This window comes from Pseudomonas sp. PONIH3, from assembly GCF_002934345.1.
In the GTDB taxonomy this organism is placed as follows: Bacteria; Pseudomonadota; Gammaproteobacteria; order Pseudomonadales; family Pseudomonadaceae; genus Aquipseudomonas; species Aquipseudomonas soli.
This window is the reverse complement of the sequence record NZ_CP026386.1, coordinates 5,958,609-5,979,561: the sequence shown is the minus strand read 5'-3', so window position 1 is coordinate 5,979,561 and position 20,953 is coordinate 5,958,609. Positions and strand designations below refer to the sequence as shown.

Genomic DNA, 20,953 nt, shown 5'->3' with positions numbered 1-20,953 from the left:
CTTGCGCCGCTGGGGTATTACGGAAAAAGCCGGGTACAATTCCGCTCAGTCAGGACATCAATGTCCGCAATCGGAGCACAGCATGGACAGCCTCAGTGGCTTCATGGTCTTCATCCGGGTCGCCGAAGCCCGCAGCTTCGTCGCCGCTGGCCAATCGCTGGGGATCAGCGCGTCAGCCGTGGGCAAACGCGTGGCCCGGCTGGAAGAAAAACTGGGAGTGCGCCTATTCCACCGCAGCACGCGCAGCATCACCCTGACCGCCGAGGGTACGCTGTTCCTCGAGCGCAGCCGGCGCATCCTGGCCGAGATCGAAGCCACCGAGCAGGTACTGTCCCAGGCCAGCGGCACGCCGCGCGGGCGCCTGCGGGTTAGCCTGCCGCAGGTGACCGGGCTGGTGATGCCGGCGCTGGCCGAGTTCATGGCGCGCTACCCGGAGATCGAACTGGATCTGGACTTCAGCGACCGCATGGTGGATATCGTCGGCGAGGGTTTCGACGTGGTGATGCGCGGCGGCCAGCCGCTGGATTCAAGGCTGAACGCCAAGTTCCTCGGGCACTTCCAGCATCGCCTGGTGGCGTCCCCCGAGTACCTGCGCGAACGCGGCACGCCGCAGCACCCCCGCGAGCTCGGCGGGCACAGCTGCCTGCACTATCGTTTCCCCAACAGCGGCAAGCTGGAAACCTGGCCGCTGCGCCGAGAACACCCCGAGCAGGACTACGCCATTCCCATCTCGATGGTCTGCAACCATGTCGAGACGCGCATCTGCTTCGCCCTCAACCACCGTGGCATCACCTGCCTGCCGGACTTCAGCGTGCGCCGGGAGCTGGCGGCCGGCAGCCTGGTCAGCGTGCTCGACCACTTCATGGAGCGGCGCGGCAGCTTCTACCTGCTGTGGCCCTCAGGGCGACAGATGCCGCCCAAGTTGCGGGTGTTCATCGACTTCATGCTCGAGCGAGTGCTCCCGGCCCACGACTTCAGCCGTACAAGTAGCTGATGTCCTTGTGCGACAGTGGCGGCACCTGGGCCACCAGGTAGTCGCGCAGCTTTTGCATCTGATGCGCCTTGGGGCTGGCCTTGAGCCAAGTCATGTAATAGCCATCGCCGGTGGCCACGGCGTGAGGGAATGGTGTGACCAGATTGCCGGCGGCAAGATCGGCGCTGGCCAGCACCAGATCGACCACCGAGATGCCCAGCCCCTGCTGGGCAGCCGAAATACCCTGGTCGAGGGTGTCGAACACCTGGCCCTGGTCGATGCTGATATCAAGTGCATCCATGCGCGCCAGCCAGCGCCGCCAGTCGCGGCGGTCCGGCGAGGGGTGGAGGAATTCGCAGCTGGAAAGCACCGAGAGCTCCGGCCGCGCCTGCTCAAGGTAACTCGGGTGGCACACCGGAACCAGCCATTCATCGAACAGCTTGAGACTCTCCACATCCGCGGCAAAGCGCCCGTTACCCAACAGGATCGCGCAGTCATAAGGCTCGGAATAGAAGTCCACCGCGTCGATGTCCATCCACACGCTCGACAATTGCACCGAACAGCTGTTGTCAACCTTCTTGAAGCCGTCCAGGGCCCTGAGCAGCCAGCGCACGGTGAGCGTGGACGGTGCCTTGAGCCGGACGCCGTAGCGGTCCTGGCGTAACAGCGCACAGGCATTCTCGATGATCTTGAAGCCAACCTTGAGCTCCTGGGCCAACAGGCGGCCGTGCTCGGTCAGGCGCAACTTGGGCCCGCGACGCTCGAAAAGATCGCAGCCAAACAGCGCTTCGAGCGTCTTGATGTGATGGCTGACTGCGCCCTGGGTAAGGGCGAGTTCATGGGCTGCACGGGTGAAAGAGCCATAGCGCGAGGCCACTTCGAAGGCCCGCAGGGCGTGCAAGGCTTGAATCCGTTCCGACATGGCGCCTTCCGAGCATGAGTGAAGCTAATAGTAGGTCATAGATCCAGGCGTTTTACAACGCAGGGGGCATCTCCGAAAATGCCGGTAAATAACAATTATATATAACTAACCTGCACGGATATGACGAAAAAGTTCTATTAACGCCACATTCGGATCTACCTGGGGAAATCATGTTTACGGGTTATGGAATCTGCTATCGCCTGGATGCGCTAGAGCTCGCCGACGAACATGTCCAGAACCGACACCACTGGACACACAAGACCATAGAACACTTCAAGGAAACCTTGGCCAACCCTGACTTCCCCTGCCTGTTCGGGCGAAAGGCAGTCAATGCGCGCACCTGCCATATCGTCTTCGCCCGCGCCGCACGTCTGGCCGAGGATATCGCAGGGGGCCTGGCCGACTACATCGCCACCATCACGCCGATCCCGCTCAAGCAGCGTATCGGCAACCCGTTGCTGGTGTTTCTCGAAACGGCCGCCGACTCCTCGCTTGAGGCGCAGCAGACACTGGCCTGGGATGTGCTGCGCGAGGTCCACGCCCGCGACACGCTGCCATGGCCCGAGGAGATCCCGCAGGACCCGCACGACGCACGCTGGTCATTCTGCTTCGCCGGCATGCCGCTGTTCATCAACATGAGCTTCCCCGCCCATCGCCTGATGAAAAGCCGCAACCTGGGCCCGCACATTGCCTTTGTCATCAACCCGCGGGAGAGCTTCGACGAGGTGGCCAGCGCCGGCACCGAGAGCGGCCAGCGCATCCGGGCGCGGATTCGCGAGCGGGTGCGTCACTACAACGACGGCGTCATGCCCGAGACCCTTGGCTTCTTCGGCCAGGACGACAACTTCGAATGGAAGCAGTACCAACTGCAGGAGCCCGGTGCGCCGAGCCCGCCGCGCTGCCCGTTCCACACCCACGCAATGGCTGAATGCCTTACCGAGAACTGAACGTGAATACCGCACTGACCGCCACTTATGCCCTAACCGTCCTGCTGCTGATCGCCACGCCCGGTCCGGTGGTGGCGCTGATCGTCAACACCGCCGCCGCCTCGGGCTCGCGCAAGGCCCTATTCACGGCAGTCGGCACCAACTGGGCATCACTGGTGCTGATCGGTGCGGCCGCCTGGATCATCCTGACCAGTGCTGCCATCGACAAGGCCTGGCTCAGTGGCATGAGCCTGCTGGGCTGCCTGTTCATCGGCTACATCGCCCTGGGCACCCTTCGCGAAGCGCTGCAGGCCCCGGCCCAGAGTGCCACCCAAGCCACAAGCGGAGCACAACCAGGCCGTGGCGGCCTGCTGCAGGGCTTCATGGTCGGCATCTCCAACCCCAAGGACATCATCTTCTTCATCGCCTTCTTCCCGCAGTTCATCCAGATCACCGAGTCGTTCGGCAAGAGCATGGTGGTGCTGTCGCTGCTGTGGATCGCCATCGATTTCGCCGTCCTCAGCCTGTACATCTTCGCCATCGGCAAGATCGCCTCGCCGCGCAGCAACCGCCTCATCAGCCTGGCCTCGGGCGTCGCCCTGCTGCTGATCGCCGCCGTCGGCCTGGCCTACAACCTCAAGGAGCTGGCTGCCTGAGCCCGCCCTCACAAGAAGGAACGCCCATGACACCGATCGACAGCGATACCCCCGGCAGCATGGGCACCCCCGACCCCCTGGCAGAGGATTACCAGCGCTTCCTGCAACTGGGCAGTCGCCGGGCCCCGCACACGCTGTACGTGCATGAGCGCGGCTACCGCTCCGGCACTATCAATACCGACGCGTTGGGCATGCGCTACAGCCACTGCGCCGGCAAGCGTTTCTCGGTGGCCGAGCGCGGCGGCACGGCGCGGGTCAACCTGCTCGTCGGCGGCTCCACCGCCATGGGCATCGGCGCCAGCTCCGACGAGCACACCGTGGCCTCGTACCTGTCGATGCTGACCGGGGAGATCTGGCTGAGCCTTGCCGGTTGCGGGCTCAATGCCACGCAGGAGCTGCTGATGTTCCTGACCCACCAGCACCGCTTTGGCCAGATCGGCCATGTGGTGGTGCTCAGTGGCCTCAACTCGCTGGCCCAGGAGGCACTGGCCGAGGTTCTGGCCGGTGCACAGGATCCGCATCGGGCACAGGCCTACCAGGACTTTCTCAATCGCTTCAACGAAGGGGTGCAAGCCACCGGCGAGGCACGCCGCGAATCGCTCTGGCAGCGCCTGGGCCAGGTCCTGGCGCCTGCGCGACAACCGCGCTGGCCGGACATCGAGCCGCTGTCCAGCCCCGACAAGCGTCTGATCCGCGCCGCCGATTGCGTCAGCCGGACCCTGCGTCAATGGGATCGCCTGCTGGCCGACGGCCACACCACCCTCACCTTCATCCTCCAGCCACTGCTACCCTGGTGCCGCGAGGTCGTGCCCAGCGCCGAACAGGCCATGCTCGGCAAGCTCGACCGACAGCCATCGAATTTCGATCGTCTGCTCGGCGACACTTTCGACAGCCAGCTGCACATGGCCTTCTTCCGCCGTATCAAGAACCAGGCCGAACCGGTGCCCTGCTATGACATGAACAGCATGCTCAGCAGCTCGCCGGTCTTCAGCGAACATCTGTTCGTCGACCGCCTGCACTTCAACGATCTTGGCAACAACGCACTGGCCAAGGTGATCACTGCCAAACTGGGGCTGGCCCAGGAAAGGCAGGCTCTACGCAAGGTCGCTCCGATCAAGCTGGTCTGATGGCCGTACGCCGGGCTTTCGGGGAAGGGGTGCGGATGGATAGAATACGCTGTCGTCGCTCCTGATTTGCCCGAGGCAACCGCGTAACTGCCATGACCATCCCAGCCGCCCCTTCGTTTTCGGCCCGCCATCAGGGTCGCAGCCATCGCACCAGCCTGGCCGTGGCGATGCCGTTGCTGCTGGCCGCCGTCGGCGCCCAGGCCCTGGAAGTGAACATCGACCCCCATGCCGACCTGCTCTACCGCCAGGCATTGCCCCTGCTGGAACAGGCCGACAACCAGGTCGATAGCGCCAGCCCGTTGCGCACCGCCATTGGCGACCCCGAGCTCAGTCGCCAGGGCCAGGCCATGGCGCACACGCTGCCCACGGCCGTGGCGCTGCTGAAAAAATCCGTCGCCCTCGGCCACCCGGTGGCGCAGTATCGCCTGGCGCTGTACTACACCACTTATTTGCCGGCCAACCAGATCGCCGAGGCCGCCTGCCCCTTGCTCGAGGCCAGCCTCAAGCAAGGTTTTGCTCCACCGGCGCTGGCCATCGCCCACTGGTGCACGGCCTACAATGCCAGCCCGGCCTACCGCGAGGCCCTGGAGGCAGTCCCGAGCATGGCCACCCTGTATGCCGCCTACTATCCGCAGCCGGCCACCCGCCTGGCCTGCAATCGCAGCCGGCCACAGGGCCTGCAGCTGCAGTGGGGCCGCCAGCGTGACTATCAGGCCGAGATCTACCGGCTGCTGGGTGAACTCGATCCACGCCAGCGTCAGACCTTCCTGCAGAAGGCGGTGGAGATCAATGGTTGCGCCGCAGCGCAGCAGCGTCTGACCAGTACCCGCTGAACGCCACTACACAGCGATACATAACACCGCCCTCCTCGACACACTGTCGATACCCCGCCAGCACAGACTTCCGGCCAGCACAGCGCGACGGCAACCCGCCGTCGCCGAGCACGCCGGAAACCCTGCCCATGAAAGCGTTACCACTGCCCTCTGGCTGGAAGCTGTTCCACGCCCTCGCGGCCCTGGCCCTGCTGATGACCGCTGTGGTGCTTGTCACCCATCCGCTGGGGGCCGATGGCCTGCGCAGCGCCATTCGCGCCACGGCACGCAGCTCTTTCGCACTGTTCCTGCTGACCTTCCTGGCCTCGACGCTGGTCACCCTGCTACCCAGCCAGGCCAGCCGCCAATTGCTCCGTGAACGGCGCTACCTGGGCCTGGCTTTCGCCTTCTCGCATACAGTCCATGGCGTGCTGATCTACCTGTATGCGCAACGCTACCCGGAGTTGTTCTGGGCCGGGCGCAGCGCCGTCGCGAACATCCCGGGCGCGGTGGGTTACCTGTTCATTCTGTTGCTGGCCCTGACCTCGTTCAAGGCACCGATGCGCCTGCTCGGCCCACGCCTGTGGAAAGCCCTGCACAGCACCGGCACCTGGGTGCTGGCGGCGGTGTTCTGCCTGTCGTTCTACAAGCGCATCCCCATGGGCGGTTGGTACCCGCTGGCGTTCGCCCTGATGTTCGCCGCCATCACCCTCAAGCTCATCGCCAAGCAGGCCCAACGCTTACGTCGGGCAGCCCCTGCCCTGTCGCACTGACCCAAGGAGATCACCATGCTGACAAACACCCTGACTCGCCCGTTCATGGCCCTCGACCGGGCCGGCAGCTGGAGCGCCGACCTGCCGCTGCGCCTGTTCCTGGCCTGGGAGTTCTTCGAATCGGGCCTGGAGAAGTTCAATGGCGCCAACTGGTTCGCCGACCTGCAAGGCAGTTTTCCGTTCCCGTTCGACCTGCTGCCGGCGGGCCTGAACTGGCAACTGTCGATGTGGGCCGAGCTGCTCTGCCCTCTGCTCCTGTTGCTCGGACTCGGCACCCGCCTGGCCTCGGCGGTGTTGATAGTGGTGACGATGGTGGCGATCGCGGCGGTGCACTGGCCGAACCAATGGTCAAGCCTGGCGGAACTGGGGCGGGGGTATGCGATCACCGACCAGGGCTTTGGCAACTTCAAGCTGCCGCTGATCTACCTGGTGGCGTTGTTGCCACTGCTGTTGAAAGGCTCTGGAAGGTTGAGCCTGGACCACTGGCTGTGGCGTCGGCGTTGAAGCATCGCGGGGCAAGCCCGCTCCCACAGTGAATACTTGCGTGGGAGCGGGCTTGCCCCGCGATAGAGGTTCACGCAGTCTCGGCCTCATCACGCCGGTGCGCCCACTGGTACAACGCCGGCAGCACCAGCAAGGTCAGCGCCGTCGACGACAGGATCCCGCCAATCACCACCGTCGCCAGCGGCCGCTGCACCTCGGCACCGGTACCGGTGGCCAGGGCCATCGGGATGAACCCGAGCGATGCCACCAGCGCGGTCATCAGCACTGGCCGCAAGCGGGTCAAGGCGCCCTCCTCGACTGCGGCACGCAGGCCGCGCCCTTCCTCACGCAGGTTGCGGATGAAGGCGATCATCACCAGGCCGTTGAGCACCGCCACCCCGGAAAGCGCGATAAAGCCCACGCCCGCCGAGATCGACAGCGGAATGTCGCGCAGCCACAGCGCCAGCACGCCACCGGTGAGGGCGAAGGGAATCCCGGTGAACACCAGCAGACCGTCCTTGAGGTTGTTGAACATCATCAGCAACAAGGCCATGACCAGCAGCAACGACACCGGCACTACCACGCGCAGGCGCTCGGCCGCCGATTGCAGCTGCTCGAACTGGCCACCCCAACGGGTCCAGTAACCCGGTGGGATCTGCACCTTATCGATCAAGGTCTGCGACGCCTCCTCGACGAACGAGCCCAGGTCACGCCCGCGCACGTTGGCACTGACCACCACCACGCGTTTGCCGTCTTCGCGGCTGACCTGGTTGGGCCCCAGTTGCAGGTTCAGCGTGGCCACCTGGGACAACGGGATGAAGCCGATCTGCGCAGCGCCCGCGGCAGCACTGGCCGGCACCGGGATCAGCAGGCTCGACAGCCCGTCGACATCGGTGCGCAGCGCCTCGGACAGACGCACCACCATGTCGAAGCGACGGTCGCCTTCGTACAGGGTGCCGGCGGTACGGCCCCCCACCGCGATGGCGATCGCATCCTGCACATCGCCCACGTTCAAGCCGTGGCGGGCGGCCTTGTCGCGGTCGATATCGATGGTCAGCACCGGTAGGCCGGTGGTCTGCTCGACCTTCACCTCGGACGCCCCCGTCACTTGCTGCAAGCTGGCGGCGATCTGCGCGGCGGTGCGGTTGAGGACCTCCATGTCATCACCGAACACCTTCACCGCCACATCGCTGCGCACCCCGGAAATCAGCTCGTTGAAACGCAACTGGATCGGCTGCGACAGTTCGTAGTTGCTGCCCGGAACGCTGGCCGCCGCCTGCTGCACCTCGGCGATCAGCGCGTCACGCGACTTGCCCTGGTCCGGCCACTGCTCGCGCGGCTTGAGCATCACATAGGCGTCGGAAATGTTCGGCGGCATCGGATCGGAGGCGATCTCGGCGGTGCCGGTGCGGGCGAACACTCGCTCGACTTCCGGCACCCGCTCGATGATGGTTTTCTCCAGGCGCTGCTGCATGTCCACCGACTGCGACAGGCTGGTGCCCGGCACGCGCAGGGCCTGCAGGGCGAAGTCGCCTTCGCTGAGGCTGGGGATGAACTCGCTGCCCATGCGGCTGGCCAGCACGCCGGACAGCAGCACCAGGGTGGCGGCGCCGGCAAAGGCCAGGTTGCGCCGGCCCAGCACCCACTCCAGCACCGGGGCATAACGACGGCGGGCGGTGCGCATGACCACGCCCTCTTCTTCCTTCACCTTGCCGGTGACGAACAGCGCGAGGGCCGCGGGGACGAAGGTCACCGAGAGGATCATCGCCCCCAGCAACGCCATCACCACGGTGAAGGCCATGGGGTGGAACATCTTGCCCTCGACCCCGGTCAGGGCAAAGATCGGCAGGTACACCACCATGATGATCAATTGCCCGTAGATCAGCGGCCGGCGCGCCTCGCGGGCGGCGGCAAACACTTCGTGGAAGCGCTCGGAACGGGTGAGCATGCGACCATGATGCTGCTGGGCATGGGCCAGGCGGCGAATGGCGTTCTCGACGATCACCACAGCGCCGTCGACGATGATGCCGAAGTCCAGCGCACCCAGGCTCATCAGGTTGGCGCTGACCTTGTTGCTGAACATGCCGGTAAAGGTGAACAGCATCGACAACGGGATGACCATGGCGGTGATCAGTGCGGCGCGGATGTTGCCCAGGAACAGGAACAGCACCGCGATGACCAGGATCGCCCCTTCGATGAGGTTCTTCTTCACCGTGACGATGGCCTTTTCCACCAGGTTGGTGCGGTCGTACACGGTGATCGCCACCACGCCCTCGGGCAGGCTGCGGTTGATCTCCTCGAGCTTGGCCGCCACCGCCTGGGACACCGTGCGGCTGTTCTCGCCGATCAGCATGAACACCGTGCCCAGCACCACTTCCCGGCCGTTCTCGGTGGCGGCGCCGGAACGCAGCTCCTGGCCCAGGCCGACCTGGGCCACGTGGCTGACGCGGATCGGCGTGCCGTCGACGCTGGAGATGACGATGCTGGCGATGTCCTCGGCCGAAGCCACCTGGCCCGGAGCGCGGATCAGCAATTGCTCGCCGTTGCGTTCGATATAGCCGGCGCCGACGTTGGCGTTGTTGCGCTCCAGGGCGGCGATCAGGTCGTTGAGGGTCAGTTTGTAGGCTGCCAGGCGCTTGGGCTCCGGGGCGATCAGGTACTGCTTGGCGTGGCCGCCGATGCTGTTGACCTCGGCCACGCCAGGCACATTGCGCAGCTGCGGCTTGATGATCCAGTCCTGGATCACCCGCAGGTCGGTGGCGGTATAGGGTGTGCCGTCGTCCTTCAGCGCGCCTTGCGTGGCCTCGACCGTCCACAGGAAGATCTCGCCAAGGCCGGTGGAGATCGGCCCCATGGCCGCCTCGATGCCTTCGGGCAACTGTTCGCGGGCCACCTGCAGGCGCTCGTTGACCAGTTGCCGGGCGAAGAAGATATCGGTGCCGTCATCGAAGATCACCGTTACCTGCGACAAGCCCGAGCGCGACAGCGAGCGGGTCTGCTTCAGGCCCGGCAACCCGGCCATGGCGGTCTCGATGGCGAAGGTGATGCGCTGCTCGGTCTCCAGGGGGGAATAGCCGGGCGCCGCGGTGTTGATCTGCACCTGCACGTTGGTGATGTCGGGCACGGCGTCGATGGGCAGCTTCTGGTAGCTGTGGATGCCCACGGCGGCCATCAGCACCACGGCGAGCATCACCACCAGGCGCTGCTCGATGGCGAATTGGATCAGGCGTTCGAACATGGAAGGCGTCCCCGGTCAGTGGCTGTGTTCGGCCGAGCCTTTGCCCAGCTCGGACTTGAGGACGAAGCTGCCGGCGGCGGCCACTTCGGTACCGGCGGCCAGGCCTTCAAGGATCTCCACCTGGCCGGCATCACGCCGGCCGGGCTTGACCGGGCGGGCCGCGAACCCCTCATCGGTGCGGGCGAACACCACGGTCTGCTCTTCCCAGGTCTGCAGGGCGCTTTCCGGCACCACCACCGCGGCGTCGAAGCGCTCGACGGTGACCGCGATATTGACGAACAACCCGGGGCGCCAGGCGCCATTGGGGTTGGCCAGGGTGGCGCGCACCGTGGCGGCGCGGTTCTGCTCGCCGAGCAGGCTGCCGACGTAGTTGACCTTGCCCTCCACCTGGGCGCCGAGGTCCGGCGCGCTGACGCTGACGCCACGGCCACTGACCACCTTGTCCAGGTCACGCGGGGCCACGGCGAAGGTGGCCCAGACCCGGCTCAGGTCCGATAGCGTGAAGGCATTGCTGGTCTCGTCCACCACCTCGCCCACGGTCAGGTGCTTTTCCACCACCACTGCGTCGAACGGTGCGCGCAGCTCGTAGCGGTTGCCCTTGCCGGCTGGCGCCACCGCGGCGACCTTCTGCCCGGCGTTGGCGGCGGCGATCTCGGCCTCTTGCAGCGCCTGGCGGGCCAGCAGGTAGTCCTGCTCGGCGCTGATGCGCTCCTGCCACAGCTGTTTTTCACGCGTGAAAGTCAGCCGGGCCAGCTCCAGGCGCCGTTGCGCGGCCTGCTGCTCGCTGCGCAGCTCGGAGATCTGCTGGCTGGCGATCACCGCCAGCACCTGGCCGCGTTTGACCGCCTGGCCCAGCTCGGCCTGCACCGACTCGACCACGCCAGGAACCCGTGGCACCACATGGGCGGTGCGGTCTTCGTCGAAACGGATTTCGCCGGGGAAGCTGATGGCGGTGCCCAAGGTGCGCGGACCGGCGGTGGCGAGCTGCACGCCGGCGGCGCGGATCTGCTCGGCAGTCAGGTGCAGCTGGCCCTCCTCCTCGTCATGCTCCTCGCCTGCGGGCTCGCCGTGGCCGTGTCCGTCGTCCTTCTCTTGGTCATGGCCGTGGCCGGCTTCGCCGTGGTCGCCGTGTTGGGCCTGGCCGCTGCCGGCCTTGCCAAGGGTGCCGGTCCAGGCCGCGCCACCGAGGCCGATAACGGCCAGGGCGGCGGCGAGGATGGCGAGCTTGCGTGGGTTGGTCATTGTTGCTCCTGCTGAAAAAGTCGTTGCAGTTCAGGGCCTGCCCCGCGATGGGACGAGGCTCAAAGCTCGCCGTAGATCCGCTCCACCTGCGCCCGGGCATCGGTCGCCTGGGCCAGCGCGTCAAGGTAAAGCCCGCGCGCCTCGATCAGCGTGCGCTGGGCATCGAGCACATCGAGGAAGGCGAACTTGCCCATCTCGAAACCTCGGGTGGCGGTGTCCACCGCCTGCTGGGCGGCAGGCAGGATGGTGCGGTCATACGCCTGCACCTCGCCCATGGCCGTGCCCCACTGCTCCAGGGCACTGCGGGTTTCGCCGCGCAGGCGCAGTTCGACGGCGTTGCGCAGGTCACGGGCCTGGTCGGCGCGGCGCGCGGCGGCCAGTACATTGCCCTGGTTGCGGTCGAACAGCGGCAGCGGCATGGACAACCCCACCACATTGACCCGCTCACGCTCCTCACGGCTGTACTGGCTGCCCAGGCTCACGGTCAGGTTGGGGATGCGCTGGGCCTTCTCGGAGCTCAAGCTGGCATCGCCACGCTCGATCTGCGCCGCGGCCAGGCGCCATTCGGCGGTCTGCTCGACCGTGGCCAGCAGGCGTTCGGCCTTGGGCGCCGGGCCTGGCGAGAGCGAGCTGGCGTCGAGCCGGTCGAAGCGGGCCTCGGCGCTGCCGGTCAGCCGCGCCAGGGCTTGGTTGGCCACCGTGCGTTCGGTTCGCGCCCGGCGCACCGCCGCCTCGGCTTGGGCCAACTGCACCTGGGCGCGGGTGGCCTCCACCGGCGAGGACTGCCCGGCGCGCACCCGCCCCTCCACCAACCGCAGGCCGCGCTCGGTCAGCGCCTGCGATTGCTGCGCCAACTCCAGCGCGGTCTGCGCCCGCAAGGCGGCATGGAAAGCCTGGATCACATCGGCGCGCAGGCTGTTGCGCTGACGCTCGAGCTCCAGGCGAGCGACCGCTTGGCCGGCCTCGGCGACCTCGATCCGCGCACCGCGCTTGCCGCCCAGCTCCAGGGCCTGACTAAGAGTCACGGTGGTGGTACTGGTGTCACGGCGGGTGTCCTCTACCTCCCACGACAGCTCGGGGTTGGGAATCAGCCCGGCCTGACGGCGCTCGCCTTCGGCGATGCCGATCTCGCGGCCGATGGCGGCGAAGTCCGGGTTCTGGGCAAAGGCGGCGTCGAGCGCCTGGTCCAGGCTCAGGCCCTCGGCGCCGGCAGGGCCGGCCAGCAACAGGCAGAGCAAGGCGATCTTGCGGGGGATGGGCACGGCGGAAGTCCTCGTCGACAAGCGGCGGAATGCTTTGGCGAGGGACTTTAGGGAGCATTGGTTATCTGGGGGGTGGCATGAAGATTACAATTCTGTAATCGAGCGCTCGGGCGTTCCATGGGGGACTTGGCAGCGCCTGGCCGATCAGAAGCCCTTGCCATCAGACCAATCCCGAAATACTGTATGAATATTCAGTATTCAGCGGAACACCCCATGCAACTCATCGCCAAACTCGGCATCCTCGCCGACGCCGCCAAGTACGACGCGTCCTGCGCCAGCAGCGGCGCGCCCAAGCGCAGCTCGCGCGGCCGCGACGGCCTCGGCGCCACCGATGGCATGGGCATCTGCCACAGCTACACCCCCGATGGCCGCTGCGTGTCGCTGCTCAAGGTGCTGCTGACCAACTTCTGCCTGTACGACTGCCAGTACTGCGTCAACCGCCGCTCGAGCAACGTGCCCCGGGCACGCTTCAGCCCCGAGGAGGTGGTGCGCCTGACCCTGGACTTCTACCGGCGCAACTGCATCAGCGGCCTGTTCCTCAGCTCAGGCATCATCCGCTCCGCCGACTACACCATGGAGCAACTGATCCGGGTGGCGCGCCTGCTGCGCGAAGAACACGCCTTTCGTGGCTATATCCACCTCAAGACCATTCCCGACGCCGACCCGCTGCTGATCGAGGAAGCCGGGCGCCTGGCCGACCGGCTGAGCGTGAACATCGAACTGCCCACCGACGCCAGCCTTCAGCGCCTGGCCCCGGAAAAGCGCGCCAGCACCATCCGCCAGGCGATGGGTGTGATCCACCACGGCCAGCAGGCCGTCGCCGGCGAGCCGCGGGCGCCACGCTTCACCCCCGCCGGGCAGAGCACCCAGGTGATCGTCGGCGCCGACGCCACCGACGACAGCACCTTGCTGCGCAACGCCGAGTCGCTGTATCAAGGCTATGGGCTCAAACGAGTCTACTACTCCGCCTTCAGCCCGATCCCCGACAGCCCCTCCAGCGTGCCCCTGGCCGCACCGCCGCTGCTGCGCGAGCATCGCCTGTACCAGGCCGACTTCCTTTTGCGCGGCTACGGCTACAAGGCTGGTGAACTGCTGGGCGAGGCAGGCAACCTGGCCCTGGACATCGACCCCAAGCTGGCCTGGGCGCTGGCCAACCGCGAGGTCTTCCCGCTTGACGTCAACCGCGCCGAGCCGGCGTTGCTGGCGCGCATCCCCGGTATCGGCCTGCGCAGCGTGCAGCGCCTGGTCGCCCTGCGCCGGGAACGGCGCATCCGCTACGACGACCTGATCCAGTTGCGCTGCGTGCTGGAGAAGGCCCGCCCGTTCATCGTCACCAGCGACTACCGCCCGGCCCAGGCCGAGCTGCGCAGCGGCCTGCTGCGGGCCCGCCTGCGTGAACCCCAGGCGCCTGTGCAGATGGGGCTGTGGGGATGATCGCGCTGGATTGCGGCGATGATTTCGCCATCTGGCGCGGCCAGGCCCGCCAACTGCTCGGCCACGGCATCGACCCGGCCACGGTGACCTGGGGCCAGACCTGGATGGATGACTTGCTGGCCGTGCCCACGCCCCTGCCCGCAGGCCCCGGCCCGTTCCACGCCCGCGTGCCGGCGGCGCTGCTGGCCCAGTTGGAACAGGCCGGGCGCTACCGCGGCGAGCAGCGCTGGAACCTGTTGTACGAGGTGCTGTGGCGCGTCGCCCATGGCGATCGCACCGCGATGCTGGCCGGCGACCGCCTGGGCAGCGAGCTGCAACGGCGCATTCGTCAGGTCGGCCGCGAGGCTCATCACCTGCATGCCTTCGTGCGCTTCGTGCCACTGCCCGAGGCGCTGGCCGAGCAGCTGCAATTGGATCTGGTGGCCTACCACGAGCCCGCCCATGACATCCTCGACAGCGCCAGCGCGCACTTCGCCGAACGCCTCGGCCGCCAGCGCTGGCTGATCGCCACGCCCCAAGACGGCATCCGCTACGACGGCGCGCAACTGGACTACCGCCGCCAGTGCCCGCAAGACTGGCGGCAATGGGCGCGCAACGCCGACGACCCCGGGGCCGAACTGTGGCTGGCCTACTACCGACACACCTTCAACCCCGCCCGGCTCAACCCCGGCGCGCTGCGCCAGCATCTGCCCGGACGCTTCTGGCGCCACCTGCCCGAGGGGCCGCTGATCCCCGAACTGGTGGGCCAGGCACGGCACGGCAAGCAACGCGACGGCCAGGCGCTGGAAATAGGCAGGCAACAAGGTAAACGGATTGGCGCAGGTGGCACCGATCGATAGGTGTGGCTGTGGGCAAACCAATCCATTCGAATGGAAAATGTGAAAATTTCATCATTTTCAATTCATACACCCTGTTCTTGATCGGGCAATCCCGACATACTTATTGCTAATCGTTCTCATAAGCACTAGTAATAAGGATAAAGCTCGGCATGTCATCGCTCCCCTCGCCCCACCGTTTCGCGCCCTCCCGCAACCTGCTGGCCATGGCCATCTGCATGGCGACCCTCACCCCCGCGCTGGCAGCCGAACAGGCCCCCGCCGTGATCGAGCTGGGCGCCACGGCCATCGACGACAGCAGCCTGGGCAGCACCACCGAGGGGTCGAAGTCGTACACCACCGGCGCCATGTCCACCGCCACCAAGCTGCCGCTGACCATGCGCGAAACGCCTCAGGCGGTGACGGTGATCACCCGCCAGCGCATGGACGACCAAGGCATGACCAGCATCAACGACGTCGCCAGGTACACCCCGGGCCTGTTCCTCAACCAGTCCAACGGCCCGGGCCGGCAGACCTACAAGGCCCGTGGCTTCGACGTCGACAACATCATGTACGACGGCATCCCCAGCGCCTACACCGGCTGGGTGGTAGGCGCCCAGCCGAACCTGGCAATGTTCGACCGGGTGGAAGTGGTGCGCGGCGCCACCGGCCTGGTCACTGGTTCCGGCACGCCCTCGGCGGCGATCAACCTGGTGCGCAAGCGCCCGCTGGCGGAGCAGAAAGTCACCCTCACCGGCGCCGCCGGCAGCTGGGACAACTACCGTGGCGAACTGGACGCCTCCAGCCCGCTCAACGACAGCGGCACCCTGCGCGGCCGCGTGGTGGCCTCGTACCAGGATGCCAACGGCTTCCGTGACGGCCAGCAGGAGGACCACGGGCTGTTCTACGCGATCACCGAGGCCGACCTGAGCGAAGACACCACCCTCACCCTCGGCCTCTCCCACCAGAAGGACAAGACCAACGTATTCTGGGGCGCGATCCCCACCGCCCTCGACGGCCACCACCTGGACCTGCCACGCTCCTACAACCCGGCCACCGACTGGGAGGTCAAGGACCAGGAGATCAATACCCTGTTCGCCGAGGTTCGCCAGCGCCTGGCCAATGACTGGAAGCTGCAGGTCAACGCCACCTACAGCGAGCAGAACGCGCTGTTCCGCGGCTCCTACCAGTCGCGCTGGGACCTGGCCAAGCCGCTGAGCCGCACGGTCTACCAGTCGGCCCACGACGAGAACCAGCTGGGCCTGGACACCTTCGCCAGCGGCCCGTTCGAGGCATTCGGGCGCACCCACGAGCTGGTGGTCGGCGCCAGCAAGCGCATCTACGACATGAGCGAGCGCAACTACAGCCCCTACGACATGGACTACCCCATCGACGGCGGCAAGCCCGACTTCCTGCACACCAGCAGCAGTCGCTACCTGATCAACCAGGAAGGCGTGTACACCACCACCCGCCTGAGCCTGGCCGACCCGCTCAAGCTGATCCTCGGCGGGCGCCTGGACTGGTACGACTACGACAAGCGCGGCAGCAACGATGGCGACTACAAGGTGACCCGCAACGTCACCCGCTATGCCGGCCTGATCTACGAGCTGGACGAACACCACTCGGTCTACGCCAGCTATACCGATATCTTCCAGCCACAGGACAGCCAGGACAGCAGCGGCACGCCGGTACGGCCGATCGAAGGCAAGAACTACGAGGTAGGGATCAAGGGTGAATACTTCGATGGCGCGCTCAATGCCAGCCTTGCCGTGTTCCGCATCGACCAGGAAAACCGCGCGGTCGAGGTGAACGACAAGAGCGTCTGCAGAGCGGGCCAGTTCACCTGCTACGAAGCCTCCGGCGAGGTGCGCAGCCAGGGTATCGACTTCGAGGTGCAGGGCGCGCTGACTGAGCAATGGCAGATCGGTGCCGGCTACACCTACGCCCGCGTGCACACCATCAAGGACGCCAAGAACCCCGCCAACGTCAACAAGCCGCTGTCTTCCGACACCCCCGAGCACCAGCTCAAGCTGTTCACCACCTACCGCTTCCAGGGCCCGCTGGAAAAACTGCGCGTTGGTGGCGGCGTCACCTGGCAGAGCCGCATGTACAACGATTTCAGCGTGGCCGATGGCGGCCGCTACCGCCTCGAGCAAGGCGCCTATGCGGTGACCGACCTGATGGCCGGCTACGCGGTCAACCAGCACCTGGACCTGCAGCTCAATGCCAACAACGTGTTCGACAGGAAGTACTACTCGTCGATTTCCAGCTCGGTGAACTACGGGGGCGACACCTTTGGCGATCCGCGCAACCTGATGCTGACCGCCAAGTACAGCTTCTGACCTGCTCAGGCGCAGGGATGCGCCTGAAATCCTGGTTGAACGCAGAGTTTGTAGGCGCTGCGTTATGCCGCCCCCACCAATCCAGGCCCGCGCTCTCGTTCTTCAGGCATGCACCCAGCGTCGATGCAGCGCCCGCGCCAACGTGTCGAGCATGAACCCCAGCGCGCCGATCAGCAGCACCATCGCCATCAGCTCCGAATAGGCCAGCCGGTCGCGGGTGTCGAGGATGAAATAGCCAAGCCCTGCACTCACCCCGAGCATTTCGCACGGCACCAGCACGATCCACAGGATGCCGATGGCCAGGCGCACGCCGGTCAGCACATGGCCGATCACCCCGGGGATGATCACCTTGCACAACGTCTCCCAGCGCGTGGCGCTGAGGCTGCGGCTCAATTGCAGCCAGCGCGGGTCCAGCTGACGCACCCCGGCGGCGGTGTTGAGCAGGATCGGCCACAGCGCGGCGAAGGCCAGCAGGAAGTAGATCGGCTGGTCGCCCACGCCCATCAGCATCACCACCACCGGCATCCACGACAGCGGCGAGATCATGCGCAGGAACTGGAACGCCGGCGTGGTCGCCGCCTCCAGGTGGCGATAGCTGCCCACCAGCAGGCCCAGCGGCACGCCGATCAGCAGCGCCAGCAGCAGGCCGACGAGGATACGCTCGAGGCTCACCCAGATATGCCCGTAGACCTCGCCCTGCCCCAGCAGCTCGATCAGGCTTTGCAGCGTGGCCTGGGGCGCGAAGCGCGCCGACAGGCCATCGGCGGCGCCGAACAGGCGCACCCCCGCCCACCACAGCAACAGCAGCGCCGCCAGGCCCGCCAGGCCCAGGGCGCCATGCACGAAATGCCTGCGCATCAGACCGCGAACTCCTCGCTACGCTGGAAGTTCTCGGCAATGCCGAACGCCGCCGGGCCACCCACCTCGGCAATGGCGTTGCGCACGAATCGATCGTCCACCAGGTCGCGGGCGGTCTGGGCCGGGTCGAGGGCGGCAAGGAAATCGCTCTCGCCGACGATCAGGGTGTTCTTCAGGCGCTTGACCAGCTCCTCGGTGTAGCTGGGGAACGGATAAGGCTGGAAATCGATGCGTTTCTCGTCCCACTGCTGGTGCTGGATCGCGCCGCTGGCGATGTAGCCGGCACGGTCATCGACCGATGGCGCCAGTACCTTGGTCAGTACCGCAGGTTCGTGCGGGGTGTACTTGTTAGGGCCGGCCTTGGACAGCAACGCCGCAGCCTCGGCGCGGTGCTCGCGGGTCCAGTGCTGGGCCTTGACGATGGCGTTGACCACCTTCTGCGACCACTCCGGGCGATTGTTCAGGTCATGCTCGTGCATGAACACCACGCAGCAGGCGTGGTTGCGCCAAACGTCGCCGGTAAAGCGCTGCACGCGGCCGACCTTGAGGTTCTCGGCCAGGGCGTTGAACGGTTCGGCGACGATATAGCCGGCGATGCGCTTGCTGGCCAGGGCCGGCGGCATGTCCGAAGGCGGCAGCACCAGCAGGTTGACTTCGTTGTCCGCCAACTGCGCGGTGGCGGGCTTGGACACAGGCTTCAGGCCGTTGTCGGTGAGCATCTGCTGCAGCACCACGTTGTGGATCGAGTACCAGAACGGAATGGCCACGGTCTTGCCGCCGAGCTGCTTCATGTCGGTGATGTCCGGGGCCACGGTCAGGCCCGAGCCGCCGACGTGGTTCCAGGCCACGACCTTGGCCGGCACCTTGCTGCCGTAGCGCGCCCACACGGTCATCGGCGACAGCAGGTGGATGACGTTGACCTGCCCGGAGATGAACGCCTCGATCACCTGGGCCCAACTGCGCAGCAGCACCGGGCGCTCGGCCTTGATGCCCTCGGCCTCGAACAGGCCGTTGTTGTGCGCCACCAGCAGTGGCGTGGCATCGGTGATCGGCAGGTAGCCGATGCGCACCGGCGCGTCCGGCTCGGCGGCGGCGCGGGCCTGCAGGCTCGACAGCAATGGCACGGCGCCGGCGGCGGTGAGCATGGCGCTGAGCTTGAGAAAATCGCGACGGGACGTGGTGGAACAGCAGTCATCCATGCACATGGACAGCCTCCGAGGGCAAGGGGGATGGAGTGGGTTCGGCTGTGCGGCTTGCCCGCCGAAGGGTCTTGAGGATTTCGATACGCAGCGCGCCCAGTTCCTCGACCCGCTGCGCGCGCGGCTGCGGCAGGTCGATCTGCCACTGGCCGAGGGTGCGCGCCGGGTGGTTGCCCAGTAGCAGCACGCGATCGGACAGCAGCAGGGCTTCGTCGATATCGTGGGTGATCAGCACGGCGGCGGTATTGTGGGTGGCGATCAGTTGCAGCAGCAGTTGCTGCATGTCGGCGCGGGTCACCTCGTCCAGCGCGCCGAATGGCTCGTCCAGCAACAGCACCTCGGGCTGGCGCGCCAGGCAGCGGGCCAGCGCGGTGCGTTGGGCCATGCCGCCGGACAACTGCGCCGGGTACTGGCAGCGGGCGTGGGCCAGGCCCACCGCGTCGATGGCGTGGTCGATACGCGCGCGCCGCTCGGCCGCCGCCAGCTTGGGCTGGCGGGCGAAGTCGAGGCCGAAGGCGACGTTCTTCTCCAGGCTCAGCCAGGGCAGCAGGCTCGGGTCCTGGAACGCCACCGCCAGGCGCGGGTGCGGCCCCTGCAGCGGCTCGCCGCGCAGCTGCACGCTGCCGCCACGGGCCTGCTGCAGCCCGGCCAGCACGCGCAAGAGGCTGGACTTGCCGACCCCGCTGGGGCCAAGGATGGTCACCACCTCGCCCGGCACCAGCGCCAGGTCGAACTGCTCCAGCACCGCCTGCCAGCCACCGTCGCGCGGATAGCCCAGGCTGATGTCACGGGCTTCGAGCAGCACCTCGGTCATGCGCTGGCCGCCTGGCGTTGCAGTTCGGCGCGCAGCTGCACTAGGCTCGGGGTGACGATCGGCACAAACGCCGACTCGCGCCAACGCCGGGCGAAGCCTTCGCCATAGGCCGTCAGGTAGGCCTTGCCACCGCTTGCCTGAAGTTCCAGCTGCACGGCGTCGGCGGCACATTCGGCGAGGGTGATGCGCAACTTGAACAACGCGGCCGGTTGCCCCTGGAAGCGCCCGTCGAGCAACCCCTGCTTGAGCTCGCCGACGGTATTCTCCAGGCGTTCCTTGAGCACCTGGCGGGCCTCTTCGAGGAACGAGCCACGGCCCTGCAGGTGCTCCTGCACTTCATCCAGCGCTCGCCGGGCCAGGCCCATGGCCATGCCGCACTGCAGCGCCAGGAACGCCGGGCGCACCTTGGGCAGAAACTCGCGGGCGTTGTCATGCAGCAGCCAGTCGCGGGCCAGTGGCACCTGGTGGAACGCCAGCGCCGCGGTATTGCTCGACTGCAGGCCCATCAGTTGCAGATCGTCGGAGCGCTCCAGGCCCGGCGCGTTGGAGGGAATGGCGACCACGAACGGTGCACCGCCGGCGTCATCCTCGATGGCCGCCGCCACCACGAAACCGCGCTTGCGCAGGTTGGTCACCCAATGCAGCCGACCTTCGAGGTTCCAGCCATCGGCCGCGAGGCGGCCACGCACCTGCAAGGCCTCGATGCCGGAGAGAAACTTCATGGCATTGGACAGGCCGGTGGCCCCGGCGAGTTCGCCCTTGAGCAAGTCGGGCATCAGCCGTTTGCACAGCTCCCGGTTGGGGCTTTGCAGCAGGTATTCGATGAAGGCGCGCTGGCCCCAGCAGACGAAGGCCGCGGCCAGCGAACGGCTGGCGATGGCGGCAATGGCCTCGACCGCCTCGCTGACGTCGCCGCCCGTGCCACCCAGGGCCGGGTCGACGCCGATACGCAGCAACTGCGACTCGGCGATCTGCGCCAGCACCAGGTGCGGATCGCACTGGCCCTGGTCGATGGCCTCGGCATTGGCATCCAGCCACTGTCCAAATGCATGGTCAAGCATGTCCCTAACTCCTTGT

18 protein-coding genes are annotated in these 20,953 nt (G+C 66.6%); 10 read left to right on the top strand and 8 right to left on the bottom strand.

Annotated elements, in window-relative coordinates:
* Positions 1–82: 82 nt before the first annotated feature.
* Complete coding sequence (locus C3F42_RS27750) at positions 83–994, top strand: LysR family transcriptional regulator (protein WP_104445150.1); 912 nt, start codon at positions 83–85, stop codon at positions 992–994.
* Here the strand turns inward: C3F42_RS27750 and C3F42_RS27745 are convergent.
* Complete coding sequence (locus tag C3F42_RS27745) at positions 975–1,895, bottom strand: LysR substrate-binding domain-containing protein (protein WP_023630977.1); 921 nt, start codon at positions 1,893–1,895, stop codon at positions 975–977. The genes C3F42_RS27750 and C3F42_RS27745 overlap by 20 nt on opposite strands.
* A 170-nt stretch (positions 1,896–2,065) precedes the next feature.
* Between C3F42_RS27745 and C3F42_RS27740 the strand changes: the two genes are divergently transcribed.
* From C3F42_RS27740 to C3F42_RS27715, 6 genes are all read left to right on the top strand, one after another.
* Positions 2,066–2,842 carry a YqcI/YcgG family protein gene (locus tag C3F42_RS27740; RefSeq protein ID WP_094011357.1) on the top strand — a complete coding sequence of 259 codons (777 nt, stop codon included), beginning with the start codon at positions 2,066–2,068 and terminating at the stop codon, positions 2,840–2,842.
* Between the two features lie 2 nt (positions 2,843–2,844).
* Positions 2,845–3,477 carry a LysE family translocator gene (locus C3F42_RS27735; protein WP_031315284.1) on the top strand — a complete coding sequence of 211 codons (633 nt, stop codon included), beginning with the start codon at positions 2,845–2,847 and terminating at the stop codon, positions 3,475–3,477.
* 26 nt (positions 3,478–3,503) lie between these two features.
* Positions 3,504–4,604 (top strand): hypothetical protein, encoded by a 1,101-nt coding sequence (locus tag C3F42_RS27730; RefSeq protein ID WP_232888054.1) that lies wholly within the window; start codon positions 3,504–3,506, stop codon positions 4,602–4,604.
* A gap of 167 nt (positions 4,605–4,771) precedes the next feature.
* The gene (locus C3F42_RS27725; RefSeq protein WP_038707575.1) at positions 4,772–5,437 is read left to right on the top strand and encodes a hypothetical protein; all 666 of its coding nucleotides are present in this window, start codon (positions 4,772–4,774) and stop codon (positions 5,435–5,437) included.
* Between the two features lie 128 nt (positions 5,438–5,565).
* The gene (locus C3F42_RS27720) at positions 5,566–6,189 is read left to right on the top strand and encodes a ferric reductase-like transmembrane domain-containing protein (RefSeq protein ID WP_104445149.1); all 624 of its coding nucleotides are present in this window, start codon (positions 5,566–5,568) and stop codon (positions 6,187–6,189) included.
* Positions 6,190–6,204: 15 nt separating this feature from the next.
* The gene (locus C3F42_RS27715) at positions 6,205–6,693 is read left to right on the top strand and encodes a DoxX family protein (RefSeq protein ID WP_094011355.1); all 489 of its coding nucleotides are present in this window, start codon (positions 6,205–6,207) and stop codon (positions 6,691–6,693) included.
* A 70-nt stretch (positions 6,694–6,763) separates the two neighbouring features.
* On the opposite strand, the gene C3F42_RS27710 is transcribed toward C3F42_RS27715, so the two are convergent.
* From C3F42_RS27710 to C3F42_RS27700, 3 genes are read right to left on the bottom strand one after another with little or no spacing between them, the layout of a single operon-like run.
* Positions 6,764–9,910 carry an efflux RND transporter permease subunit gene (locus C3F42_RS27710; RefSeq protein WP_104445148.1) on the bottom strand — a complete coding sequence of 1,049 codons (3,147 nt, stop codon included), beginning with the start codon at positions 9,908–9,910 and terminating at the stop codon, positions 6,764–6,766.
* A gap of 15 nt (positions 9,911–9,925) precedes the next feature.
* Positions 9,926–11,152 (bottom strand): efflux RND transporter periplasmic adaptor subunit, encoded by a 1,227-nt coding sequence (locus tag C3F42_RS27705; RefSeq protein WP_104445147.1) that lies wholly within the window; start codon positions 11,150–11,152, stop codon positions 9,926–9,928.
* Positions 11,153–11,211: 59 nt separating this feature from the next.
* The gene (locus C3F42_RS27700) at positions 11,212–12,414 is read right to left on the bottom strand and encodes a TolC family protein (RefSeq protein ID WP_052062218.1); all 1,203 of its coding nucleotides are present in this window, start codon (positions 12,412–12,414) and stop codon (positions 11,212–11,214) included.
* A 213-nt stretch (positions 12,415–12,627) separates the two neighbouring features.
* Between C3F42_RS27700 and C3F42_RS27695 the strand changes: the two genes are divergently transcribed.
* From C3F42_RS27695 to C3F42_RS27685, 3 genes are all read left to right on the top strand, one after another.
* Positions 12,628–13,848 (top strand): putative DNA modification/repair radical SAM protein, encoded by a 1,221-nt coding sequence (locus tag C3F42_RS27695; protein WP_046855067.1) that lies wholly within the window; start codon positions 12,628–12,630, stop codon positions 13,846–13,848.
* The gene (locus C3F42_RS27690; RefSeq protein WP_038706409.1) at positions 13,845–14,687 is read left to right on the top strand and encodes a TIGR03915 family putative DNA repair protein; all 843 of its coding nucleotides are present in this window, start codon (positions 13,845–13,847) and stop codon (positions 14,685–14,687) included. The genes C3F42_RS27695 and C3F42_RS27690 overlap by 4 nt, the downstream gene beginning before the upstream one ends.
* A gap of 149 nt (positions 14,688–14,836) precedes the next feature.
* Entirely contained in the window at positions 14,837–17,005 is a 2,169-nt protein-coding gene (locus tag C3F42_RS27685; RefSeq protein ID WP_094011349.1) for a TonB-dependent siderophore receptor, read from the top strand.
* A 102-nt stretch (positions 17,006–17,107) separates the two neighbouring features.
* On the opposite strand, the gene C3F42_RS27680 is transcribed toward C3F42_RS27685, so the two are convergent.
* Genes C3F42_RS27680 through C3F42_RS27665 form a run of 4 tightly spaced genes read right to left on the bottom strand, consistent with a single transcriptional unit; the run spans position 17,108 to position 20,937 of the window.
* Positions 17,108–17,863, bottom strand: a complete 756-nt coding sequence (locus tag C3F42_RS27680; protein WP_038706411.1) for an ABC transporter permease — start codon at positions 17,861–17,863, stop codon at positions 17,108–17,110.
* Positions 17,863–19,068 (bottom strand): ABC transporter substrate-binding protein, encoded by a 1,206-nt coding sequence (locus C3F42_RS27675; protein ID WP_094011348.1) that lies wholly within the window; start codon positions 19,066–19,068, stop codon positions 17,863–17,865. The genes C3F42_RS27680 and C3F42_RS27675 overlap by 1 nt, the downstream gene beginning before the upstream one ends.
* Positions 19,055–19,876 (bottom strand): ABC transporter ATP-binding protein, encoded by an 822-nt coding sequence (locus C3F42_RS27670; RefSeq protein WP_104445146.1) that lies wholly within the window; start codon positions 19,874–19,876, stop codon positions 19,055–19,057. Before C3F42_RS27670 ends, C3F42_RS27675 begins: the two co-directional genes overlap by 14 nt.
* Positions 19,873–20,937 (bottom strand): acyl-CoA dehydrogenase family protein, encoded by a 1,065-nt coding sequence (locus tag C3F42_RS27665; protein WP_023633026.1) that lies wholly within the window; start codon positions 20,935–20,937, stop codon positions 19,873–19,875. Before C3F42_RS27665 ends, C3F42_RS27670 begins: the two co-directional genes overlap by 4 nt.
* Positions 20,938–20,953: the final 16 nt, after the last annotated feature.

Bases quoted from the DNA above. Each gene is read 5' to 3' on its own strand.
- C3F42_RS27730 (WP_232888054.1), top strand. From the start codon at position 3,504: ATGACACCGATCGACAGCGATACCCCCGGCAGCATGGGCACCCCCGAC.
- C3F42_RS27695 (WP_046855067.1), top strand. From the start codon at position 12,628: ATGCAACTCATCGCCAAACTCGGCATCCTCGCCGACGCCGCCAAGTAC.
- C3F42_RS27670 (WP_104445146.1), bottom strand. From the start codon at position 19,876: ATGACCGAGGTGCTGCTCGAAGCCCGTGACATCAGCCTGGGCTATCCG.
- C3F42_RS27665 (WP_023633026.1), bottom strand. From the start codon at position 20,937: ATGCTTGACCATGCATTTGGACAGTGGCTGGATGCCAATGCCGAGGCC.
- C3F42_RS27740 (WP_094011357.1), top strand. From the start codon at position 2,066: ATGTTTACGGGTTATGGAATCTGCTATCGCCTGGATGCGCTAGAGCTC.
- C3F42_RS27750 (WP_104445150.1), top strand. From the start codon at position 83: ATGGACAGCCTCAGTGGCTTCATGGTCTTCATCCGGGTCGCCGAAGCC.
- C3F42_RS27710 (WP_104445148.1), bottom strand. From the start codon at position 9,910: ATGTTCGAACGCCTGATCCAATTCGCCATCGAGCAGCGCCTGGTGGTG.
- C3F42_RS27690 (WP_038706409.1), top strand. From the start codon at position 13,845: ATGATCGCGCTGGATTGCGGCGATGATTTCGCCATCTGGCGCGGCCAG.
- C3F42_RS27725 (WP_038707575.1), top strand. From the start codon at position 4,772: ATGCCGTTGCTGCTGGCCGCCGTCGGCGCCCAGGCCCTGGAAGTGAAC.
- C3F42_RS27680 (WP_038706411.1), bottom strand. From the start codon at position 17,863: ATGCGCAGGCATTTCGTGCATGGCGCCCTGGGCCTGGCGGGCCTGGCG.
- C3F42_RS27745 (WP_023630977.1), bottom strand. From the start codon at position 1,895: ATGTCGGAACGGATTCAAGCCTTGCACGCCCTGCGGGCCTTCGAAGTG.
- C3F42_RS27685 (WP_094011349.1), top strand. From the start codon at position 14,837: ATGTCATCGCTCCCCTCGCCCCACCGTTTCGCGCCCTCCCGCAACCTG.
- C3F42_RS27720 (WP_104445149.1), top strand. From the start codon at position 5,566: ATGAAAGCGTTACCACTGCCCTCTGGCTGGAAGCTGTTCCACGCCCTC.
- C3F42_RS27715 (WP_094011355.1), top strand. From the start codon at position 6,205: ATGCTGACAAACACCCTGACTCGCCCGTTCATGGCCCTCGACCGGGCC.
- C3F42_RS27705 (WP_104445147.1), bottom strand. From the start codon at position 11,152: ATGACCAACCCACGCAAGCTCGCCATCCTCGCCGCCGCCCTGGCCGTT.
- C3F42_RS27675 (WP_094011348.1), bottom strand. From the start codon at position 19,068: ATGTGCATGGATGACTGCTGTTCCACCACGTCCCGTCGCGATTTTCTC.